General features: G+C 63.1%; 20 protein-coding genes. 13 read left to right on the plus strand and 7 right to left on the minus strand.

The window, feature by feature from the left end; translation table 11 throughout:
- Nucleotides 1–50 precede the first annotated feature (50 nt).
- The 3 genes from DKB74_RS08045 (at nucleotide 51) to DKB74_RS08055 (ending at nucleotide 2,317) form a co-directional block, all read left to right on the plus strand.
- Complete coding sequence (locus tag DKB74_RS08045) at nucleotides 51–1,511, plus strand: DEAD/DEAH box helicase (RefSeq protein WP_109807585.1); 1,461 nt, start codon at nucleotides 51–53, stop codon at nucleotides 1,509–1,511.
- 99 nt (nucleotides 1,512–1,610) lie between these two features.
- Nucleotides 1,611–2,126 (plus strand): thioredoxin family protein, encoded by a 516-nt coding sequence (locus DKB74_RS08050; protein WP_109807586.1) that lies wholly within the window; start codon nucleotides 1,611–1,613, stop codon nucleotides 2,124–2,126.
- The gene (locus tag DKB74_RS08055) at nucleotides 2,111–2,317 is read left to right on the plus strand and encodes a DUF1289 domain-containing protein (protein WP_109807587.1); all 207 of its coding nucleotides are present in this window, start codon (nucleotides 2,111–2,113) and stop codon (nucleotides 2,315–2,317) included. Before DKB74_RS08050 ends, DKB74_RS08055 begins: the two co-directional genes overlap by 16 nt.
- 160 nt (nucleotides 2,318–2,477) lie before the next feature.
- Here DKB74_RS08055 and DKB74_RS08060 read toward each other — a convergent pair whose 3' ends face one another.
- Both DKB74_RS08060 and DKB74_RS08065 read right to left on the minus strand, forming a co-directional pair.
- A complete protein-coding gene (locus DKB74_RS08060; RefSeq protein ID WP_109807712.1) occupies nucleotides 2,478–3,005 on the minus strand; it encodes a TIGR00645 family protein in 528 nt (175 codons plus the stop codon).
- Between the two features lie 79 nt (nucleotides 3,006–3,084).
- Nucleotides 3,085–3,717, minus strand: coding sequence for a glutathione S-transferase family protein (locus DKB74_RS08065; RefSeq protein ID WP_109807588.1), 633 nt, complete (start codon nucleotides 3,715–3,717; stop codon nucleotides 3,085–3,087).
- A gap of 161 nt (nucleotides 3,718–3,878) precedes the next feature.
- On the opposite strand from DKB74_RS08065, the gene DKB74_RS08070 reads away from it, so the two are divergent.
- Entirely contained in the window at nucleotides 3,879–4,226 is a 348-nt protein-coding gene (locus tag DKB74_RS08070) for a DUF2200 domain-containing protein (protein WP_109807589.1), read from the plus strand.
- 75 nt (nucleotides 4,227–4,301) lie between these two features.
- On the opposite strand, the gene DKB74_RS08075 is transcribed toward DKB74_RS08070, so the two are convergent.
- The 3 genes from DKB74_RS08075 to DKB74_RS08085 all read right to left on the minus strand — a co-directional run bounded on the left by DKB74_RS08075 (nucleotide 4,302) and on the right by DKB74_RS08085 (nucleotide 7,028).
- The gene (locus tag DKB74_RS08075) at nucleotides 4,302–4,988 is read right to left on the minus strand and encodes a DUF1013 domain-containing protein (RefSeq protein ID WP_109807713.1); all 687 of its coding nucleotides are present in this window, start codon (nucleotides 4,986–4,988) and stop codon (nucleotides 4,302–4,304) included.
- Nucleotides 4,989–5,115: 127 nt separating this feature from the next.
- Nucleotides 5,116–6,138, minus strand: a complete 1,023-nt coding sequence (locus DKB74_RS08080) for a glycosyltransferase family 4 protein (RefSeq protein ID WP_109807714.1) — start codon at nucleotides 6,136–6,138, stop codon at nucleotides 5,116–5,118.
- Nucleotides 6,139–6,152: 14 nt separating this feature from the next.
- Entirely contained in the window at nucleotides 6,153–7,028 is an 876-nt protein-coding gene (locus DKB74_RS08085) for a UDP-2,3-diacylglucosamine diphosphatase (protein WP_109807590.1), read from the minus strand.
- Between the two features lie 198 nt (nucleotides 7,029–7,226).
- On the opposite strand from DKB74_RS08085, the gene DKB74_RS08090 reads away from it, so the two are divergent.
- Together DKB74_RS08090 and DKB74_RS08100 are read left to right on the plus strand one after the other, a co-directional pair.
- Complete coding sequence (locus DKB74_RS08090; RefSeq protein ID WP_109807591.1) at nucleotides 7,227–7,469, plus strand: hypothetical protein; 243 nt, start codon at nucleotides 7,227–7,229, stop codon at nucleotides 7,467–7,469.
- 637 nt (nucleotides 7,470–8,106) lie between these two features.
- Nucleotides 8,107–8,349 (plus strand): hypothetical protein, encoded by a 243-nt coding sequence (locus tag DKB74_RS08100; protein WP_109807593.1) that lies wholly within the window; start codon nucleotides 8,107–8,109, stop codon nucleotides 8,347–8,349.
- 221 nt (nucleotides 8,350–8,570) lie between these two features.
- On the opposite strand, the gene DKB74_RS08105 is transcribed toward DKB74_RS08100, so the two are convergent.
- Complete coding sequence (locus DKB74_RS08105; RefSeq protein ID WP_109807715.1) at nucleotides 8,571–9,551, minus strand: NAD(P)H-quinone oxidoreductase; 981 nt, start codon at nucleotides 9,549–9,551, stop codon at nucleotides 8,571–8,573.
- A 130-nt stretch (nucleotides 9,552–9,681) separates the two neighbouring features.
- Between DKB74_RS08105 and DKB74_RS08110 the strand changes: the two genes are divergently transcribed.
- From DKB74_RS08110 to DKB74_RS08120, 3 genes are all read left to right on the plus strand, one after another.
- On the plus strand, nucleotides 9,682–9,879 hold the full coding sequence (locus DKB74_RS08110; protein ID WP_109807594.1) for a DUF1192 domain-containing protein: 198 nt from the start codon (nucleotides 9,682–9,684) through the stop codon (nucleotides 9,877–9,879).
- Nucleotides 9,880–10,018: 139 nt separating this feature from the next.
- The gene (gene clpA, locus DKB74_RS08115) at nucleotides 10,019–12,337 is read left to right on the plus strand and encodes an ATP-dependent Clp protease ATP-binding subunit ClpA (RefSeq protein ID WP_109807595.1); all 2,319 of its coding nucleotides are present in this window, start codon (nucleotides 10,019–10,021) and stop codon (nucleotides 12,335–12,337) included.
- A gap of 188 nt (nucleotides 12,338–12,525) precedes the next feature.
- Nucleotides 12,526–13,506, plus strand: coding sequence for a hypothetical protein (locus tag DKB74_RS08120; RefSeq protein WP_109807716.1), 981 nt, complete (start codon nucleotides 12,526–12,528; stop codon nucleotides 13,504–13,506).
- Here DKB74_RS08120 and DKB74_RS08125 read toward each other — a convergent pair.
- Nucleotides 13,493–14,704 (minus strand): DUF418 domain-containing protein, encoded by a 1,212-nt coding sequence (locus tag DKB74_RS08125; protein WP_239987425.1) that lies wholly within the window; start codon nucleotides 14,702–14,704, stop codon nucleotides 13,493–13,495. The genes DKB74_RS08120 and DKB74_RS08125 overlap by 14 nt on opposite strands.
- 133 nt (nucleotides 14,705–14,837) lie before the next feature.
- On the opposite strand from DKB74_RS08125, the gene DKB74_RS08130 reads away from it, so the two are divergent.
- The 4 genes from DKB74_RS08130 to DKB74_RS08145 all read left to right on the plus strand — a co-directional run bounded on the left by DKB74_RS08130 (nucleotide 14,838) and on the right by DKB74_RS08145 (nucleotide 19,623).
- Complete coding sequence (locus DKB74_RS08130) at nucleotides 14,838–16,526, plus strand: GGDEF domain-containing protein (RefSeq protein WP_239987426.1); 1,689 nt, start codon at nucleotides 14,838–14,840, stop codon at nucleotides 16,524–16,526.
- A gap of 59 nt (nucleotides 16,527–16,585) precedes the next feature.
- Nucleotides 16,586–16,792, plus strand: a complete 207-nt coding sequence (locus DKB74_RS18825) for a hypothetical protein (RefSeq protein WP_109807596.1) — start codon at nucleotides 16,586–16,588, stop codon at nucleotides 16,790–16,792.
- Between the two features lie 64 nt (nucleotides 16,793–16,856).
- Entirely contained in the window at nucleotides 16,857–18,551 is a 1,695-nt protein-coding gene (locus tag DKB74_RS08140; protein ID WP_109807597.1) for an AMP-binding protein, read from the plus strand.
- A 46-nt stretch (nucleotides 18,552–18,597) separates the two neighbouring features.
- Nucleotides 18,598–19,623, plus strand: a complete 1,026-nt coding sequence (locus tag DKB74_RS08145; protein ID WP_161956834.1) for a serine hydrolase domain-containing protein — start codon at nucleotides 18,598–18,600, stop codon at nucleotides 19,621–19,623.
- Nucleotides 19,624–19,636: the final 13 nt, after the last annotated feature.

The following is a 19,636-nucleotide window of genomic DNA, read 5'->3' on the forward strand; positions in this document are numbered from 1 at the left end:
GCCTGTCACACTTACCCGGCGCGACTTGCGCCCGATTTCCGGACATTTGCATGAGCTTTGCCGATCTCGGCCTTTCTGACGAACTTCTGCGTGCTGTAACCGAAGCCGGCTATACTGAGCCGACTCCAATTCAGGCGAGCGCGATCCCCAGTGTGCTGATGATGCGCGACCTGATCGGTGTGGCGCAGACGGGGACAGGCAAAACCGCCAGTTTCGTGCTGCCGATGATCGACATTCTCGCCCAGGGACGCAGCCGCGCGCGGATGCCGCGCAGCCTGATCCTGGAGCCGACGCGCGAGCTTGCCGCGCAGGTGTCCGAGAATTTCGAGAAATACGGCCAGTATCACAAGCTTTCGATGGCGCTGCTGATCGGCGGCGTATCGATGGGCGACCAGATCAAGGCGTTGGAAAAGGGCGTCGACGTGCTGATCGCCACGCCGGGGCGCCTGCTCGACCTGTTCGGCCGGGGCAATATCCTGCTCACCGGTTGCGAATTGCTGGTGATCGACGAAGCCGACCGGATGCTCGACATGGGGTTCATTCCCGATATCGAGGAAATCTGCACCAAATTGCCCAAGACGCGTCAGACGCTGTTGTTTTCGGCGACGATGCCGCCGCCGATCAAGAAGCTGGCCGACAAGTTTCTCAGCAATCCCAAGACGATCGAAGTCGCGCGTCCGGCAACGACCAATATCAACATCACCCAGTGGCTGGTGCCGGTGCCTTCGGCGGGCCATGCCAAGCGCAACGTGCTGCGTTCAATGCTGGAAAAGGACGATATCGCGACGGCGATCATCTTCTGTAACCGCAAGACCACGGTGCGCGAGCTCAACAAGAGCCTGAAACGCTATGGCTATCGCTCCAGCGAGATCCATGGCGATATGGACCAGCCGCAGCGCCTTGCCGAACTCGACCGCTTCAAGAAGGGCGAGGTCAACATCCTCGTCGCATCGGATGTCGCCGCACGCGGGCTCGACATCAAGGGTGTGAGCCACGTCTTCAATTTCGACGCGCCCTGGCACCCGGACGATTATGTCCATCGCATCGGCCGCACCGGTCGCGCGGGCGCCAGCGGCACTGCCTATACCTTCGTCACCTCCGCCGATGCCGAGAATATCGAGAATATCGAGAAGCTGACCGGCCAGAAGATCGAGAAGGTCGGCGAACTGGCGAGCGGCGCGGGCCGCAGCGAGGATGCCGAGGCGAAACCGGCGAAAAGCGAAGCCAAGCGCAGTAGCACGTCCCGATCGCGGTCGGGTGGCGGACGTCGCGGCAGCAAATCGGCGGCGCCCGAAGCCGACAAGGCACCCGAGGCGGACAAGGCAGCGGTCGAAACACGCGAAGACGCCGCGCCGGCCGAACCGAAACCGGCAGCCAAGCGCACGCGCGCCGCATCCGAATCGGCACCCCGCCGTGCGCCCGCCCGCCAACGCGAGCCTGAAGGCGACGCCGGCGAGCAGGGATGGAATGGCCCGATGCCGGAATTCCTGAACTACGGGTTCAACAGCTGACGATCGCTGCCGGTCGCGGCATTTCCCCCGGAAGGGCTGGCATCGACCACGGGATCGGTGCAGCATGACGCTCGTCGAAATCCGGGGGGGGGAATCAGAATGTTGAAACGCGCGCTGCTCGGTCTCTTTTCAATGCTGGCGCTTGCCGGGTTCGCTCCGGGTGGCGAAGGTGCGCCGCAGCTGACGATCGCCAGCATCGCGCAGCTCCCCCGCCCGCTTCCCCTGCCCTATCATGAAGGCCGCGATGCATCGGCGGATGTCGACGCGGCGCTGCAGCGTGCCCGCGCGGCGAACAAGCCGCTGATGATCGAATTCGGCGGAAACTGGTGCGCGGATTGCCGCATTCTGGCGGGCGTGCTGGCGCTTCCCCAGATGCGCGGCTGGATGGCGCGCAATTATGAAGTCGTGCATGTCGATGTCGGGCAATTCGACCGCAATCTGGATATTCCCGCGCGCTTCGGCCTTGCCCGGCTGCGTGCGGTTCCGGCCGTGCTGATCATCGACCCCGCGACCGGCCGGATGCGCAACAGCGGGCGCGAACTGGCGCTTGCCGACGCGCGGATATTGCGTCCGCAGGCGATTGCCGACTGGATGGCGCAATGGACGACGAACTGATCGCCTATCTGCCGCCCGAGCCGATCGAAAGCCCCTGTAGCAATATCTGCCGGATCGCGCGCACGACGGGGCTGTGCGAGGGATGTTCGCGAACGATCGACGAAATTGCCCGCTGGGGAACGATGGATGTCGCCGAACGGAGGGCGATCATGGCGGAACTGCCGAAGCGGGGCGGCGGATACAGCCGTTAGGTCGTGAACCCATAAACGGCGCCGCGTCGCAACAGAGCAACGAGCCCTTCGCGATCTCCTGAACTCAGCAGCGCATCGAACCGGTCGAACCGCCCGGTCCCGAACGGTCACTCGTTCAGCGTCATGCCCGCCAGCTCGCGCCCGGATGCATCGCTTCCGCTCATCCCGACGAACTCTTGCTGCCACGCGCCGACAGATAATCGGTGAGCGCGGAGAGGACGGCGGTAATGACGAACGCAAAGTGGATGATCGTCGCCCACATCAGGTCGTGGCCGTCGACCGGTTTCTGACCGATGCCCATGAACAGCTTGAGCAGCTGAATCCCCGAAATCGCGACGATCGAGGCGTAGAGTTTGAGCTTGAGGCCGGAAAAGGTGGTCGTCCCCATCCAGCCGGGCCGATCCTCATGCCCCTCGGTGTCGATCTTCGACACGAAGCTTTCATAGCCCGCGAGAATGACGACCAGGATCAGATTGGCCGCCAGCGCCAGATCGAGCAGCGTCAGCACTTTCAGGATCGCGACTTCGACGCTCATCGTCAGCGCATCGGGAATGGCGGCGAAGAAGGTGCGCGCGAACACGACCAGCAGCAGCAATAGCGCAGCGATCAGCCCGACATAGAAGGGCGCGAGGATCCAGCGCGAGGCGAACAGCCCCGTTTCGAAAATATGCTCAAGCTTCTTCCACATCCCCGCCCCCTTGCGCGCTTGCCGGCCCTTCATTCCCGCGAATGCGGGCCGGCGCAAGCGGCCAGTTCCGCCGAGCGGATCAGGCAGCGGGCGCTTGCGTCGGCATCAGTGCATCGTCCATTTCATTGGCGCGGATATAGGCGTCGCGCGCAGCGAGCCGCCCGATATAGTCGAGAAACACATTGCGTTTGGGCAGCGTCCCGAATTGCGTTCCCCACATCAGCGCCGAACCGACATAGACATCGGCGGCAGTGAAACGATCGCCGGCGATATGGCGATGGGCCGAAACCGCCTTTTCCAGCGTATCGACTGCCTGTTCATAGCTGCCATAGCCGAACGTCCGGCCCTGCTCCGCGCTCGGCATGAAGCCGGCGTGATTGTTGGTCACTGCCTGCTCGAGCGGCCCCGCGGCGAAGAACAGCCAGCGATAATAATCGGCGCGCTCGGCCAGCGTTTCCGGCGCGAGCCCCGCGTCGGGAAATACATCGGCAAGATAGGCGCAGATCGCGGCGCATTCGGTAACGACCTTGCCGTGATGGGCGATCGCCGGGACCTTTCCCATCGGGTTGATCGCCAGATATTCGGCACCCTTCATCGTGTCGGCATAGCCGAGCAGGACGGTTTCATATTCGGCCCCGACTTCCTCAAGCATCCAGCGGGCGACACGCCCGCGCGACATCGGGTTTGTATAGAAAACCAGTTTGTCGGCCATTTTCTCTCTCCTCCGCACGACTCGCCATCGATCGGAACAAAAGATGAACAATATCATGGCTGCGGTAAAGAGGGTTTCGCACGCCGCCGCCCGCCAAGCATTGCGCTTCGATACGGCAACAGGCAGGATTCGCCGAAGGAACAGCAGATCGAGGCGGCGCCATGACCGGCCACCGAATCTATGCAATCAGCGTTGCCAGCGTGTACAAAGCCTATGTCGCCAAGGCCGAGCGCAAGGGCCGCAGCAAGGCGGAAGTCGACGCGATCCTGTGTTGGCTGACCGGGCACAGCCAGAGCACGCTGGAAGCCGCGCTGGAGCAAGGCACGAATTTCGAGGATTTCTTCGCCGAGGCGCCGGCGATGAACCCGTCACGTGAGAAGATTACGGGCGTGGTCTGCGGCGTGCGCGTCGAGAATGTCGAAGAGCCGTTGATGCGGGAAATCCGCTATCTCGACAAGCTGATCGACGAACTGGCCAGGGGCAAGGCGATGGAGAAAATCCTGCGCTGACGCGAAAAGCCCCTCCGCCGGATGGGCGAAGGGGCCTTGGTCACGGGTCGGGCGCGCCGTCGGCGCACCGGACGATTATTTCTTGAACGGATCCTCGAATGCCGGTGTCGCGGGAGCGGCCGGAGCCGGTGCATCGCCTGCGGCTTCGGCAGCGGCGGCGACTTCGGCGTCACGCACCGCCTGTTCGCGCTGCTGGCGCAATTCGGTGATCAGCGCTTCGCGATCGCCTTCGAGCCGGTTGTCGGTCGGCGCTTCGATACCGGCCTGCTTGGCCGCCTTGGCAACGATGGCATCGAGTTCGCGCTGCGAGCAGAGACCGAGCGTCACCGGATCCTTGGGAACGATGTTGGCGATGTTCCAGTGCGTCCGGTCGCGGATCGCACCGATCGTGGTGCGGGTGGTGCCGATCAGCTTGCCGATCGCGCCGTCCGAAATTTCGGGATGGTTGCGCAGGATCCACGCGATGCCGTCGGGCTTGTCCTGACGCTTCGAAACCGGCGTGTAGCGCGGCCCCTTGGTGCGACGGATCTGTTCGGGCCCCTTCGACATTTTGAGCCGGTAATCGGGGTTCTGCTGCCCCTTTTCGATCTCTTCCATCGTCAGTTCGTGCGCACGGACCGGGTCACGACCGGTCAGCTTGGTCGCGGCGGTATCATCGGCGATCGCCTGGACTTCCAGAATGTGCAGACCGCAAAAGTCGGCGATCTGTTCAAAGGTGAGCGCAGTATTTTCGACCAGCCAGGAAGCGGTCGCGTGCGGCATCAGCGGTTGGGCCTGGGCCACGGGCATTCTCCAGAAACAATAAGGGCCGCCCTACCCGGGCGGCCGTAAACAAGCGTGACTTAGTGCGAGCCGCGCGCGGGGGCAAGGTTTCAGTTGCGCGACACCGCTAGGCCGCGATGCGCACATCGCCGATATAGACGAGCGCGCTGAGGAATTGCCGCGCGCTGGCCGCCCAGGTGAAGGTGCGGCCATATTCCGCGCAGATACCGCGATCGCATGTCAGCGCCCGCCCGATCGCATCGGTCAGATCGTCTCCCATCGCGCCGACACTGTCGTTGAGGATGTCGATCGGCCCGGTCACCGGATAGGCCGCAACCGGCACGCCGCAGGCCAGCGCCTCGATCATCACCAGCCCGAACGTGTCGGTACGGCTGGGAAAGACGAACACATCGGCGGCGCTATAGGCGCTTGCCAGTTCGGCGCCGAACATCGCGCCCAGAAACTTCGCTTCGGGATATTTTGCCTGAAGCGACGCGCGCACCGGGCCGTCGCCGACCACCACCTTGGTGCCCGGATGCGAGGATTTGAGGAACGCCTCGAGATTCTTTTCGACCGCGACGCGGCCGACATAGAGCTGCACAGGCCCCTCGAGCCCCGCCATCTTCGGATGCGGCGCGATGCCGGTGCGGAAATTGTCGAGGTCGACGCCACGGCCCCAATGGCGCACCTGGGGAAGGCCATGATCGACCAGCGACTGGCGGATCGATGGCGTCGAAGCCAGGATCGCCGCCGATGGCCCGTGGAACCAACGGATATAGCGCCAGATCCATTCCGCCGGGACGCCCGATCGCGCCGAGACATAATCGGGAAACTGGGTGTGATAGGCGGTGGTGAACGGCAAGTCGCGGCGCAGGCACCAGCGGCGCGCGGCGACGCATAGCGGCCCTTCGGTCGCCAGATGGATCGCCTCCGGTTCGAATTCGCGCAGCAGCGCGCCGACCTGTGCAACGCGCGCGAGCGCCAGACGGATTTCGGGATAGGTGGGGCACGGCACCGAATAGAATCGGTCGGGCGAGATGATGAGCACCTGATGCCCCATCTTCTCCAGCTCGGCCTTGACCGCCTGAAGCGTGCGCACGACTCCGTTCACCTGAGGCTCCCAGGCGTCAGTGACGATGGCGATGCGCACGCTCTGCTCCTCGCTCACGCGGCGGCCAGTGCCGCGACTCCTGACGCGCTACGCGCAGCCATTTCGTCGGCCCAATGAAGAATCTCCATTGTGCCGTCGTAGTGCTCGACCAGCGCAGTGCAACCCTCGACCCAGTCGCCGTCGTTATAATACGCGATCCCGTCGATTTCCCGCATCTCGGCGGTGTGGATATGGCCGGCGATGACGCCGTCGACGCCGCGCGTTCCCGCTTCGCGTGCGACCACTTCCTCGAACCGGCCGATAAACTCGACGGCGTTCTTGACCTTGGCCTTGGCATATTTGCTGAGCGACCAATAAGGCAGGCCGAAGATGCGCTGGAAAGTCGTTACCCAGCGATTGACCGCCATCATCATGGTGTAGGCGGCGTCGCCCAGATGCGCGAGCCAGCGATGCGACAGCGTGATCGCGTCGAATTCGTCGCCATGCAGCACCAGCAACCGGCGGCCGTCGGCGGTTTCGTGAATCGCCTGGCGCCGGATTTCGACGCCGCCGAAGTTCAGCCCGGTAAACTGGCGGAAAATTTCGTCGTGATTGCCGGGGATATATACGATCCGCGTGCCGCGCTTGGCGCGTTTGAGGATGCGCCAGACGATGTCGTTATGCGCAGCGGGCCAATAGAATTTCTTCTTGAGCTGCCATCCGTCGATGATGTCGCCCACAAGATACATTGTGTCGCTGTCGACATGATCGAGGAAGTCGATCAGCATCGCCGCATTGCAGCCGCGCGTGCCCAGATGCACGTCGGAAATCCACACGGTGCGGTATTTGCGCCGCTCGGTAACCGCCTTTTCGGGAATCGACGGGCGCGACACCGCAAAATCGGCGAGCGCGGCAAGATCGCGCGAACGAAGTTTGGTGACGGAAGCCATATGCCCCTGGGCCCTCGTACAATGCTTCGATTGCCCCGGCTCTATGGCGAGGGATTGTTACAGTTTGAATCGATTGACGTAGTTTTTTCTGTTGCTGTTGCGCATCACAATTAACCTTTTTTGCTGCGGGGCAGCATTTCGACTTGTCTTTCGGTCACCACCATGAAATCAGTAATTCGAACATTAAGGGGAAACGATATGACCAACATCAAGAAGGGATTGCTTGCCGCCGCGACTTCGCTCGCGCTTGTGGTCGGCCCGACCGTTGTTCAGGCAAACAGCGCTTCGACGCTGTCGCTGACCTCGGGTCGCGCCACGACCTCGGCAGAAAAGGCCAACAAGATCGCACCGGCAATCATCATCGCCGTGATTGCGGGGGCGGCGCTTATCGGTGGCGTCGTGGCGATCGTCGACGACGAAGACGAACCCGCCAGCCCCTAGTATCGGGTTTTCGATTTGAAATACGAACGGGCGTCCGGCATCGGGCGCCCGTTTTCATTTGGCGGGCGCCCGGCTGCGGTTCGGTTCGCGCTAGGCTAGGCCGCCGCGATCCCGCCGAAGACAGGGGCCCGCCCCCAAACGTCGCCCCCCAAGCGGGAAGTGTCGTCGATGTCGCCCGCTTCCGCACCCTGGGGTCAGATCGTGCGGACCCGTTCCCCGGCGTCGCCCGATCTGAGCGCACGGTCGCCGCCACGCAACTTCTGTCCGGTGCACGTCAGGCCGCGGCGCATGGCAACCGCGCGCCCCCGGAGAAGCGTCGAAAATCCACCGCGCGCGGTATTTGCAGCGCCAGGCTGCAGCCCCCGATGAATCGGCAATGGCGGAACACAAGGACCGCGAATCCCAGCAAGACCGTAGGTGCAATTTTTATTACGGAAGCGATACATCCTGATCTTCTGGGTAATGTTTCGATTGCCCGGAGCATAGGGTTGTCGATTCGTAGATTGGGAATCGACTGACGACGTTTTGCGTTGCTTTTGCGCATCGCGATTACTCTTTTTTGGTGCAGGACACAGTTAAGGGTTGTCTTTCAACACCATCAATGGAATCAGAGAAGCGAACGACAAGGGAATAATATATGACCAACATCAAGAAGGGACTGCTCACTGCCGCGACTTCGCTCGCGCTCGTGGTCGGCCCGACCGTCGCCCAGGCGACGAGCGCTTCAGCGCTTTCGCTGACCTCGGGTCGCGCTACGACTTCGGTCGGCAAGGCCAACAAGGTTGCGCCTGCCGTTATTATCAGCGTGCTTGCCGTCGCCACCGTTGTTGCCGGCGCGGTCATCGTCGAGACGCAAGACAACACGCCCGACAGCCCCTAGTAGCGGGTTTTCAGTCCGGAATAGGAACGGGCGTCCGGCTTCCGGGCGCCCTTTTTCGTGGCGACGACTCTGCCAGGTCGACTCGCAGCGGCTATCGTATCGCAGGCGGGCGCCGGCGCACCGGACCGCCGCCGATCAGGCTCCAGCAGCCCTCAGGCCCCAGTGGCGCTCAGACCACCAGGGTATTCAGATCTTAAGTGGCATTCAGACCTTGGCGGCACTCAATCCAGGGTCAGGACGATTTTCCCGACATGCTCGCCGCTTTCCATCCGCCGATGGGCATCCGCCGCCCGATCGAGCGGGAAAGTGGCGTCAATGATCGGTTTCAGGCGCCCCTGTTCGACAAACGGCCAGACATTGCGAGAGAGTTCGTCGGCAACCAGCGCCTTGAACGCACTGTCGCGCGGGCGCAGCGTCGATCCGGTCAGCGTCAGGCGGCGGCGCATGATTTCGAAAATCGGGACTTCCGCCCTGGCCCCGCCCTGAACCGCGATTGACACGTGGCGACCATCCTCGGCCATGCATTGCATGTTCCGCGCGACATAATCGCCGCCGACCATGTCGAGCACGGCGTTCACTCCTGCCCCGCCGGTGATTTCCTTCACCCGCGCGACGAAATCCTCGGTCTTGTAGTTGATCGCGTGATTCGCGCCATGCGCGATGGCTGCGGCGCATTTCGCGTCCGATCCGGCGGTGACGATGATCGTGACGCCGAACAGATTGCACAGCGATATCGCCATCGTGCCGATGCCGCTGGTGCCGCCATGGACAAGCACGGTGTCGCCTTCCTGAGCATAGGCGCGCTCGAACAGGTTCGACCAGACGGTGAACAGCGTTTCGGGCATCGCCGCGGCTTCGGCCATCGTCAGCGCGGACGGCACCGATAGGCACTGGCCGGCAGGGGCAACCGCATATTCGGCATAGCCGCCGCCGCCGAGCAGCGCGCAGACACGCTGGCCGATCATTTCGCGCGCGACCTCCTGCCCCGCCGCGACCACGGTGCCGGCAACTTCCAGACCAAGCGTCGACGGCGCACCCGGCGGCGGCGGATAGCTGCCCTTGCGCTGCAGCACGTCGGGCCGGTTGACCCCGGCCGCCGCAACCTGAATCAAAACCTCGTCCGGCCCCGGAACCGGAACCGGAATTTCGCTGGTTTTCAGAACTTCCGGACCACCCGACTGCGCCGGATCGATCGCGCGCATCGTCGCTGACACTGACATTGTCTGGCCCCACCCTCCGATATCGGGAAAATTCCGAACCCGCACAAATCCCGGGCCCGTATTTGACCGGGGCCTTATTGACTTCATGCGGCGGAGGGTCAACGCTGTGCCCATGGACGCCGAAGAGAATCTGCCGCGTCGCAAGGACGATCCCGTGGCCCTGCTGGCCCGACAGGATCTCGATCCGCTTTCGGTCGAGGAACTGGAAGCGCGGATCGACGCTCTCGAAACGGAAATCGCCCGAACGCGCGTAAAAATAAAACGCGCCGTTAACCACCGCGCAAGCGCGGACGCTCTATTTAAGAAATGAGCGTGGTAGCACCGGAGCCGGGCACTAGGCCGCAAATCTCCGGTGCGGAGCCGCTGCGCTTGATGCGAGGGCTCACCGACCCGACATGGGGGAAAAGGAGCCGGCGCGTCATTGCCGGCTCGACTGGAGTAGTTATCTGATGCCTAGCTTTGCTTCCGCACTGGAATCCACGCTGCACAAGGCGCTCGAAGCCGCCTCGTCGCGCCGTCACGAATATGCGACCCTGGAGCATCTGCTCCTCGCACTGATCGACGACGAACATGCGTCGAAAGTGATGAGCGCATGCGGCGTCGATCTGGGCGAGCTGAAAACCACCGTCGCGCATTATCTCGATACCGAGCTTGAGGCGCTGAAGGTCGATCAGACGACCGATCCCTCGCCGACCAGCGGGTTCCAGCGCGTCGTCCAGCGCGCGATCCTGCATGTTCAGTCCTCGGGTCGCGACGAAGTGACGGGCGCCAATGTGCTCGTCGCTTTGTTCAGCGAGCGCGAGAGCTATGCCGTTTATTTCCTGCAGCAGCAGGATATGAGCCGTCTCGATGCCGTCAGCTATATCAGCCACGGCGTCGGCAAGGGCGGCCAGCCGATCGAATCGAACTCGCCCAAGGGCGCCGACGAACCGAAGGACGCCAAGCAGGACAAGAGCGGCAAGGGCGAAAGCGCGCTCAAGCAGTTCACTGTCGATCTCAATGAAAAGGCCCGCAACGGCAAGGTCGATCCGCTGATCGGCCGCAGCGCCGAAGTGGATCGCACGGTGCAGATCCTGTGCCGCCGCAGCAAGAACAACCCGCTTTATGTGGGCGATCCCGGCGTCGGCAAGACCGCCATCGCCGAGGGTCTGGCGCGCAAGATCATCGAAGGCGACGTGCCCGACGTGCTGAAGGAAGCGGTGATCTATTCGCTCGACATGGGCGCGCTGCTGGCGGGCACGCGGTATCGCGGCGATTTCGAGGAGCGGCTGAAACAGGTCGTCAACGAGCTGGAAAAGCTGCCGCATGCGATCCTGTTCATCGACGAGATCCACACGGTGATCGGTGCCGGCGCGACCAGCGGCGGCGCGATGGACGCGTCGAACCTGCTCAAGCCGGCACTGTCGGGCGGCACGATCCGTTGCATCGGTTCGACCACCTACAAGGAATTCCGCAACCATTTCGAAAAGGACCGCGCGCTGCTGCGCCGTTTCCAGAAGATCGACGTCAACGAACCGTCGATCGAGGATACGATCAAGATCCTGACCGGGCTGCGCACGGCGTTCCAGGAACATCACGACGTCAAATACACGCCCGACGCGATCAAGTCGGCGGTCGAGCTGTCTGCACGCTACATCAACGACCGCAAGCTGCCCGACAAGGCGATCGACGTGATCGACGAAGTCGGCGCGATGCAGATGCTGGTGCCGCCCAGCCGCCGCAAGAAAACGATCACGCCCCGCGAGATCGAAGCGGTGATCGCGACGATGGCGCGCATCCCGCCGAAGAGCGTGTCGCACGACGACACCAAGACGCTGGCGAATCTGGAAACCGATCTGAAACGAGTCGTGTTCGGCCAGGACAAGGCGATCGAAGTGCTCAGTTCGGCGATCAAGCTGAGCCGTGCCGGCCTGCGCGATCCCGACAAACCGATCGGCAATTACCTCTTCTCCGGCCCCACCGGTGTCGGCAAGACCGAGGTCACGCGCCAGCTTGCCGAAATCCTGGGCATTCCGCTCCAGCGGTTCGACATGTCGGAATATATGGAACGCCACAGCGTTTCGCGGCTGATCGGCGCGCCTCCGGGCTATGTCGGCTATGATCAGGGCGGTCTGCTGACCGATGCGATCGACCAGCAGCCGCATTGCGTGCTGTTGCTCGACGAAATCGAAAAGGCGCATCCCGATCTGTTCAACATCCTGTTGCAGGTGATGGACAATGGCAAGCTGACCGATCACCACGGCAAGACGGTGGATTTCCGCAACGTCATTCTGATCATGACGACCAATGCGGGCGCCAGCGACATGGCCAAGGAATCGATCGGTTTCGGCACGATGAGCCGCGAGGACGTTCAGGAAGACGCGGTGCGGAAGCTGTTCACGCCGGAATTCCGCAACCGTCTCGATGCGATTGTGCCGTTCGGATATCTGCCGACCGAAGTCGTCGAGCGCGTTGTCGAGAAGTTCATCCTGCAGCTCGAACTGCAGCTGGCCGATCGCAACGTTCATATCAGCCTGGACGACGACGCCAAGGCGTGGCTCACCGAGCGCGGCTATGACAAACTCTATGGCGCGCGTCCGATGGGGCGCCTGATCCAGGAGAAGATCAAACAGCCGCTTGCCGAGGAATTGCTGTTCGGCAAGCTTGTCCATGGCGGCGAAGTGAAGGTGCGGATGAAGGACGAAGCGCTCAGCTTCGAAGTCACCCCCGCCCCGCCGAAAAAGCCGGGCGGCAAGAAGGGCAAGAAGGCGCCTGCCAAGGCGAAATAAGCCGCTTCTTCAGAGCAGATGCAGACGGGCCGGGGGAAACTCCGGCCCGTTTTTCATTGGCACCATGCGCTCGGCAATGGCTAAGTTTACGCGCAATCTTCCCCGGCATGGGGGAAGATGTCCGCAGCATGGCCGACAGGAGCGACCATCGTGCGGCAGTTTATCGATGGGAAAAAAGCGTGACCCGGATGCGCAAGAAGCTGCTTGCACTTATCCTGCTGGGATTGGCCGCTATCGGCCCTGCCTGGGGGCAGGCCCGCCCCGACCCGCGCAACTTTGTCTTTCTGGGCGGCGATCCTGCCGCCGATCATAGCGAAATTCTGGCCCGCCCCGACATTGAAGGCGCGCAGATCGTCTATAGCTGGCGCCAACTCGAGCCGCGCGAAGGCGAATATGACTTTTCGGCAATCGAGACCGACCTCGCGACGCTCGATGCGCTCCACCGCAAGCTGTTCGTGCAGTTGCAGGACCGGTTCTTTTCTGCCGATGCACGCCGCCTGCCCGACTATCTGCTCACCGAGCCGCGCTATGACGGTGGGCTTGCACGGCAATATGACAATCCCGGCGAAGGCGAGCCGATCGGGCAAGGCTGGACGGCGATTCAGTGGAATGGGGCGGTGCGTGCGCGCTTCCAGGCGCTGATCGCGGCACTGGGCAAGCGGTTCGACAAACGGCTTTTCGGCATCAACCTGCCCGAAACGGCATTTGATCGCGTGGAGGGCAACGACCCGCCGGGATTCAGCTGCGACAGCTATTTCGAGGCCGCACTCGACAATATGCGCGCGCTGCGGGCGGCCTTTTCGCAAACGCAGGTCGTCCAATATGTCAATTTCTGGCCGTGCGAATGGAATAACGACCATCATTATATGGAACGCGCCTTTGCACTGGCGGCGGAACTGGGCGTCGGCATGGGTGGGCCGGATATCGTACCCTATCGGCGCGGTCAGATGCGCAACGCCTATCCTTTTTTCCACGACTATCGCGGCCGGCTGTCGCTTGTCGCAATGGCGGTGCAGGAACCAACCCTGACCCATACCAACCCGCAGACCGGCAGGCGCTTCACGCATGATGATTTCGTGACTTTCGCGCGCGATTATCTGGGCGTCGACATCATCTTCTGGACCCTGGAAGCACCCTGGCTATCGCAACAAGGCCTCAGAACGCCGTAGGTTCAGCAGGCTTCTCACGCTTGAGCAGCGGCACCCTGCGGCCCCAATAGGTCAGCGCGCGCCAGACCCATTCGAGCGGGCCATAGCGGAAATAGCGCAGCCACACTGCCGCGAAGATCATTTGCAGCGCGATGCCGCCCAGCCCCAGCCACAGCCGGCCCATCGCGTCGAGCTTGTCATGCAGGGCAAGGCCGAAACCATAGAAGAGCGGCAGGCAGATCACCGATTGCGCGACATAGAGTGTCAGCGTGAGCCGCCCCATCGGCACCAGCGGCTGGAGGATATGGCGCACAAAGGTGCGGCTGAGCGCGATGATGACCAGCATCCAAGTCATCGACCCGGCAAAGTCATAATAGCTGCCGATCAGCCAGGTGAAGGCGCGCACCGCCCCCTCGCTCCACCCCGCCGCGCGGAACGCGTCGATCAGCGGATGGAGCGCGAAATACATGACGAACGCAAAGCCGCCGATCAGCGCGAACGCGATCCAGCGCTGCCTGGTATAGCGGCCCGGATCGGCGAAAAACCCGACACGGCCAAGCAAAAGCCCGACCAGATAGAGGCCGAAAATCTGGACCATGCGGCCCGATTCGATCGCGTACCACCATTTGGGCCATTGCCCGATCCACAGGTTCGCGCGCAGCACGTCCCAATAATTGCCGTGGAGATAGACGCGCATCGCCGGGTCCTGCCAATGCGTCGGCGGATTGCCCGGCCCGGCATAGCCGGTGAACCACGAAATCGCGATCTGGGCGATACCCACCGGCCCGGCGAGGCAGAAAATGGCCATCGCCAGGATGATGCGATTGTCGCGGATCCGATTGACCAGCAGCAGCGGGAACCCGAGCAGCGCCAGCGTCTGCATGATGTCGCCGCGATAGATATAGCTGTGGATCGTCGCGATCCCGAACAGCAATGTCAGCCGCCAGGCGAAGCGCGCCGTGAAATCCTCGCCGCGTTTTTCGGCGCGATCCATCAGGATGAAGAAGCTGAAGCCGAAGCACATGGCGAGCAGCGCAAAGCTTTTGCCCATCAACAGCATGAACACTGCATCCGAAGCGGGTTCGGACACCGGGTGCATCCAGTGGAGCTCGAAACTTTCCATCACATGGACGAGAAACAGCCCCGCCAATGCAAAGCCGCGCAGCATGTCGACGGTCTCGATGCGCCGATTGCCAACCATCTGCGCCGATTGCGCCATTCACCTTCTCCCGGCGGATATCCTGCGCCGTCGCAGCCGGCCGAGCCGCGCTCCCTTGTCGCAAAATCGGGAAATGTCCAGCCGAACCCAATGTGTTTACGCTTTATTCGCTACGTGGGCGCAATCACAAATCATGTCCGGTTTTCAGATCGCGCGCCGCATAGCGACGTCGTGGGCCATGGTCATGGCCTGCCTTTGCGCGACGGTCGCATTTGCGCAATCGCCGTTGCCCGGCGAGCAGCTGGCGGTGTGCATCTCCCGCGATACCGGACAGGCAGCGAATGCCATGATCGCCGATCCGGCAGCGTTCGATTGCAAAACCGCGCAGACAAAATTCGGTCCGGGCGATTTCTGGGCGCTTTCACAACCGTTCGACGTGCGATCGACCGAGGCGGTGCCGCTGACGGTGCGCATCGCGAGCCTGTGGCAGGAGGGACTCGACCTTCACGTCCTATATGCCGACGGCCATGTCGAAACGATCGTCGCCGATGCCCGCGGCGTCGCGCAGCGGATCCAGCTCGGCGCGCTTGTCGAATATGTCATCCCGCCGCGCGACTCGCCCGCGGTCCGGCTGTTGTGGCATGTCCGCCAGTCGGCGAATCTGCGCGGCATCCTGCTGGGCCAGCGGCTTTCGGATGCGCATGCCAGCAACACGGCAAACCTGCTCTGCGCATCGCTCTATGCCGGATTTGCCGGGCTGTGCCTTGCGCTGCTGATCTATAATCTCGCTTTATGGGGGGCGCTGCGCCACCGGTTCCAGCTTGCCTATTGCGCGATGGTGGCGGCGTTGCTGCTCTATTCGATTTCGGCGTCGGGCGCGATGGCGTGGCTGATCCCGGGCATTTCGAACAATCTGCGGCTGCGCGTGAACTATTTCACGATCAGCCTCTCCGCCGCCGCGGCGCTGCAATTCATGCGCTTCTATTTCGAACCGCGCATCTTTGCCGGGTGGATGGACCGGCTGATGCATATCGGCGCGATCGCGCTGATGCTGGGCGGCGGCGCCTTCTTCCTCTTTGCGCCCTGGCATATCGGGTCGATGGACCTGCTGGTGACTGCGCTGTTCGTCGGCTGCGGATTGCTGATCCCGGCGGCGCTGTGGCGTACATTCCGGCGGCGCAGCGCCTATCGCTGGCTGTTCACCTGTGCCTGGGCGGCGCCGGTGCTGGGCGTGGCGGCGCGTTCGCTCGGCAATATGGGGCTGATCCCGTGGAGCTTCTGGCTCGACAATTCGTCGATCGCGGCGATGGCGGCCGAAGCCGCGATCTCGAGCCTGGCAATCGCCTATCGCATCCGCGTGCTGAGCCGCGAACGCGACGCGGCGATCGAAGGCGAAGTCATGGCGCGCCACCTGGCCGATACCGATCCGCTGACCGGCCTGCTCAATCGCCGTGCATTTCTGAACGCGGCGATCGGCCGCAATGGCGAACAACAGCTGCTGCTCGCCGACATCGATCATTTCAAGCGCGTCAACGACACGCTGGGCCATGATGGCGGCGACGAAGTGCTGCGGATCTTCGCCCGCGCGCTGCGCCGATACGTCCCCACCGCCGCGCTGGTTGCGCGGATCGGCGGCGAGGAATTCGCGATCATCTGTGATACCGGCGATCCGGTCGAGCCCGGCGATTTGCTTTCCAACCTGCGCCGCACGACCTTTCCCTTCGACCTGCGCATCACCGCCAGCATCGGCACATGCTGCGGGCCGCTGGCCAGCGAAGCCGACTGGAAACAATTATATCGCTGCGCCGACAGGGCACTGTTCGAAGCCAAATCCTCCGGCCGCGACCGGTGGCGCGGCAACGACGCGCGTTTCGCCGCCTGACCGTAAAATCACGCAACTGCTTGCTTGCCGGAAAGCCCGCAAGACGGTAACCAAGCGACATGGACCGTCGGAATCTTTCCCTGTTTGCGGTATTCGCGCTGATCGTGACGGTGATCGCCGTCACTCCGCGCCCGCACGCCGACATCCGGCTCCTGACTCACGAAAGCAGCGACCTCGCCCCGCACAAGCTGCAGGCGGCGGTCGATCTGGGCGTCATCGTCGTAGATTTTCTCTACACCTGGACGAGCCGCGCGCTGACTCACTGAGACAGCGCGTGCACCGGTCGATCATCGCTTGCCTGACCCGACAAGGGTACTTACATCCATGTCAATGATTGCTCCCGAAGAAGCCTGGCGCAACGCCTATCGTCACCCCGGCCCGTGGGACATGCGCTTTCCGCCACTCTCGCTGGTCGATCTGTTCGACGAAAGCGCGCGCCGGTGCGGCGATCGCCCGCTCATCGATTTCATGGGGCGGCATTACAGCTATGCCGAAACGCTGGACGGCGCCAATCGCGTCGCGTGCGGCCTGCGCAAGCTGGGCTATGGCGCGGGCGACCGGATCGGCCTGTTCCTGCCCAATGTGCCGCATTATGTCGCGGCCTATTACGGAATCCTCAAGCTCGGCGCGACGGTGGTCAATTTCTCGCCGCTCTATACCGTCGACGAACTGGCGCATCAGGTCGAGGATTCGGGCACGCGCGTGCTGTTCACGCTTTCGGCGAGTGCGCTGTTGCCCACTGCGCTCAAGGTGCTCGATGGCAGCCGGCTCGAGCGGCTGGTGGTGGGATCGGTGGCTGGCGCGCTGCCGACTGCCAAGTCGCTCTTCTATCGCCTGTTTCGTGGGTCGGAGGTCGCGAAGCGGCCCGACGATCCGCGCATCATCTCCTTTTCCAAGCTGATCGCCAATGACGGCGAATGCCGCCCGCCGGAGATCGACCCGGAAACCGGGCTGGCGCTGATCCAATATACCGGCGGGACCACCGGCACGCCCAAGGGCGCGATGCTGACGCACCAGAATCTGTCCGCCAATGCGCGGCAGGTTGCGCGGCTCGACCCGCAACTGAGCACTGCGGTCGACCGCGTGCTCGGCGTGCTGCCGATGTTCCATGTCTTCGCCAATACCTGCGTCCTCAACCGCACGGTGGCGACGGGCGGCGAGATCGTCATGATGCCGCGCTTCAACGCCGCGCAGACGCTGGCCGCGATCGAACGGACCAAGGCGACTGCCCTGCCCGGCGTGCCGACCATGTTCCAGGCGCTGCTCGACAATCCCAAGCTGGGCAGCACCGATTTCTCCAGCCTGCGCGTGTGCATTTCGGGCGGCGCACCGTTGCCGGCGGAACTCAAGTCCAAGTTCGAAAAGGCGACCGGCGCGACGTTGATCGAAGGCTATGGCCTGTCCGAAAGCTCGGGCGTGGTATCGAGCAATCCCTATGAGGCGGAAGGCAAGTCGGGCACGATCGGCCAGCCGATCGCCGGGACGCGCGTGGCACTGGTCGACAAGGCCGATCCGCACCAGCCCGCACCCGAAGGCGAACCGGGCGAAATCGTCGCCAACGGCCCGCAGATCATGAAGGGCTATTGGAACCGCCCCGATGCCGACGAAGCGGTGTTCGTTACCGACGGCCAGGGGCGCCGCTGGTTGCGGACCGGCGACGTCGGCTTGATCGACGATGACGGTTTCATCCGCATTGTCGACCGGCTGAAGGACATGATCGCGGTCGGCGGGTTCAAGGTGTTTCCGAGCCAGATCGAAGCCGTGCTCTATCGCAACCCAGCGGTGAAAGAAGCGCTCGTCATCGGCCTGCCCGATTCCTATCACGGCGAAATGCCGCGCGCCTATGTCACGCTGGAGGAGGGCGAGACGCTGACCGGCGAGGAACTGCGCGAATGGCTCAACCCGCAACTGGGCAAGCATGAGCGCGTCGATCAGGTGGTGGTGCGGAAAAGCCTGCCCAAGACGATGATCGGCAAGCTGAGCCGCAAGGACCTGATCGCCGAAGTGATGGCGGAACAGGGATAATACGCCCGATTTGCGCATGTGTGTTGTTTGTGCAATACACTTACGCATGATAGGAAAGCTCGCACTCGCAGCCCTGCTCGGCGGATCGTCGCTGGCCGGAGCCGCAATCGCCGCCGGCCCGACACAGGATGCCGTGCAAACCACCCCTGCCTATGCCGAAGCGACGCTGGGCGCCGACGGCGCTTTCCGCACGCGCGCCGGCAATGGCGGGCGCGACGGGGCGCGCTATCAGGCAGGATCGACGTCCAAATATGCCTGTTCGCTGCTGGCGGTTATCCTGGAGCGCGACGGCAAGCTGCGGCTTTCCGATACGCTCGCCGATCTGCTGCCCGGCTATACCGCGCCCGATGCGGACAAGATCACGCTGCGCGATCTGCTGCACAATCGTTCGGGCGTTGCCGATGGCCTGATGGCGGCGTTTCGCGAGGATGCGGCAGGGCTGTCGCAAACCGAGTTGACGCCGCTGGATGCCGCGAACCGGTTCGGCCTGGGGCGCACCGGCGATGCGCCGGGCACCGCGTTCGATTATGTGAACACCAACTGGGTCCTGGTGCAGGCCGTGCTGGAACATGCCGGCGGGGCGCCGCTGGAGCAGATGTTACAGACGCGCGTCTTCGATCCGGCGGACATGAGCAGCGCCGTCATCATGAGCGACGGGCACCTGCCCGGCGCCGACCCGGTGGTGGCGAGCAGCCCGATAATCCGAATTCCCGACTTCGTACTGTGTGCAGGCGGCCTCGCCGCGACGCCCGACGATCTGATCCGGCTGCTGCGCTTCCCCTATCATGCCGGCAAGTTCACGCCCGCAATGATCGAAGCGATCGAAACCGTCGCCAGCCCCGACGATCATTACGCGCTCGGCGGCCGGGTGCGGCGGGTGCGCGTGGACGGCGCCGAACATCGCATTGCCTGGGAAAGCGGCAGCAACGGCGCGTTCAAATCCTATTCGGTTTATGATCCGGAAGCGGACATGGGATATGCGGTGATGACCAATGAAGACGATTTCGACTTCATCGGCGAACGCCGCGACGCTTGGATTCGCGACGTGCTGGGCGGCGAACTGCTGGATTAGGTCGGGCAACATG

The sequence above is a fragment of the Stakelama portus genome, assembly GCF_003171655.1.
GTDB lineage: Bacteria > Pseudomonadota > Alphaproteobacteria > Sphingomonadales > Sphingomonadaceae > Sphingomonas > Sphingomonas portus.

Bases quoted from the DNA above. Each gene is read 5' to 3' on its own strand.
- DKB74_RS08045 (WP_109807585.1), top strand. From the start codon at position 51: ATGAGCTTTGCCGATCTCGGCCTTTCTGACGAACTTCTGCGTGCTGTA.
- DKB74_RS08050 (WP_109807586.1), top strand. From the start codon at position 1,611: ATGTTGAAACGCGCGCTGCTCGGTCTCTTTTCAATGCTGGCGCTTGCC.
- DKB74_RS08055 (WP_109807587.1), top strand. From the start codon at position 2,111: ATGGACGACGAACTGATCGCCTATCTGCCGCCCGAGCCGATCGAAAGC.
- DKB74_RS08060 (WP_109807712.1), bottom strand. From the start codon at position 3,005: ATGTGGAAGAAGCTTGAGCATATTTTCGAAACGGGGCTGTTCGCCTCG.
- DKB74_RS08065 (WP_109807588.1), bottom strand. From the start codon at position 3,717: ATGGCCGACAAACTGGTTTTCTATACAAACCCGATGTCGCGCGGGCGT.
- DKB74_RS08070 (WP_109807589.1), top strand. From the start codon at position 3,879: ATGACCGGCCACCGAATCTATGCAATCAGCGTTGCCAGCGTGTACAAA.
- DKB74_RS08075 (WP_109807713.1), bottom strand. From the start codon at position 4,988: ATGCCGCACGCGACCGCTTCCTGGCTGGTCGAAAATACTGCGCTCACC.
- DKB74_RS08085 (WP_109807590.1), bottom strand. From the start codon at position 7,028: ATGGCTTCCGTCACCAAACTTCGTTCGCGCGATCTTGCCGCGCTCGCC.
- DKB74_RS08090 (WP_109807591.1), top strand. From the start codon at position 7,227: ATGACCAACATCAAGAAGGGATTGCTTGCCGCCGCGACTTCGCTCGCG.
- DKB74_RS08100 (WP_109807593.1), top strand. From the start codon at position 8,107: ATGACCAACATCAAGAAGGGACTGCTCACTGCCGCGACTTCGCTCGCG.
- DKB74_RS08105 (WP_109807715.1), bottom strand. From the start codon at position 9,551: ATGCGCGCGATCGATCCGGCGCAGTCGGGTGGTCCGGAAGTTCTGAAA.
- DKB74_RS08110 (WP_109807594.1), top strand. From the start codon at position 9,682: ATGGACGCCGAAGAGAATCTGCCGCGTCGCAAGGACGATCCCGTGGCC.
- clpA (WP_109807595.1), top strand. From the start codon at position 10,019: ATGCCTAGCTTTGCTTCCGCACTGGAATCCACGCTGCACAAGGCGCTC.
- DKB74_RS08120 (WP_109807716.1), top strand. From the start codon at position 12,526: ATGCGCAAGAAGCTGCTTGCACTTATCCTGCTGGGATTGGCCGCTATC.
- DKB74_RS08125 (WP_239987425.1), bottom strand. From the start codon at position 14,704: ATGGCGCAATCGGCGCAGATGGTTGGCAATCGGCGCATCGAGACCGTC.
- DKB74_RS08130 (WP_239987426.1), top strand. From the start codon at position 14,838: ATGTCCGGTTTTCAGATCGCGCGCCGCATAGCGACGTCGTGGGCCATG.
- DKB74_RS18825 (WP_109807596.1), top strand. From the start codon at position 16,586: ATGGACCGTCGGAATCTTTCCCTGTTTGCGGTATTCGCGCTGATCGTG.
- DKB74_RS08140 (WP_109807597.1), top strand. From the start codon at position 16,857: ATGATTGCTCCCGAAGAAGCCTGGCGCAACGCCTATCGTCACCCCGGC.
- DKB74_RS08145 (WP_161956834.1), top strand. From the start codon at position 18,598: ATGATAGGAAAGCTCGCACTCGCAGCCCTGCTCGGCGGATCGTCGCTG.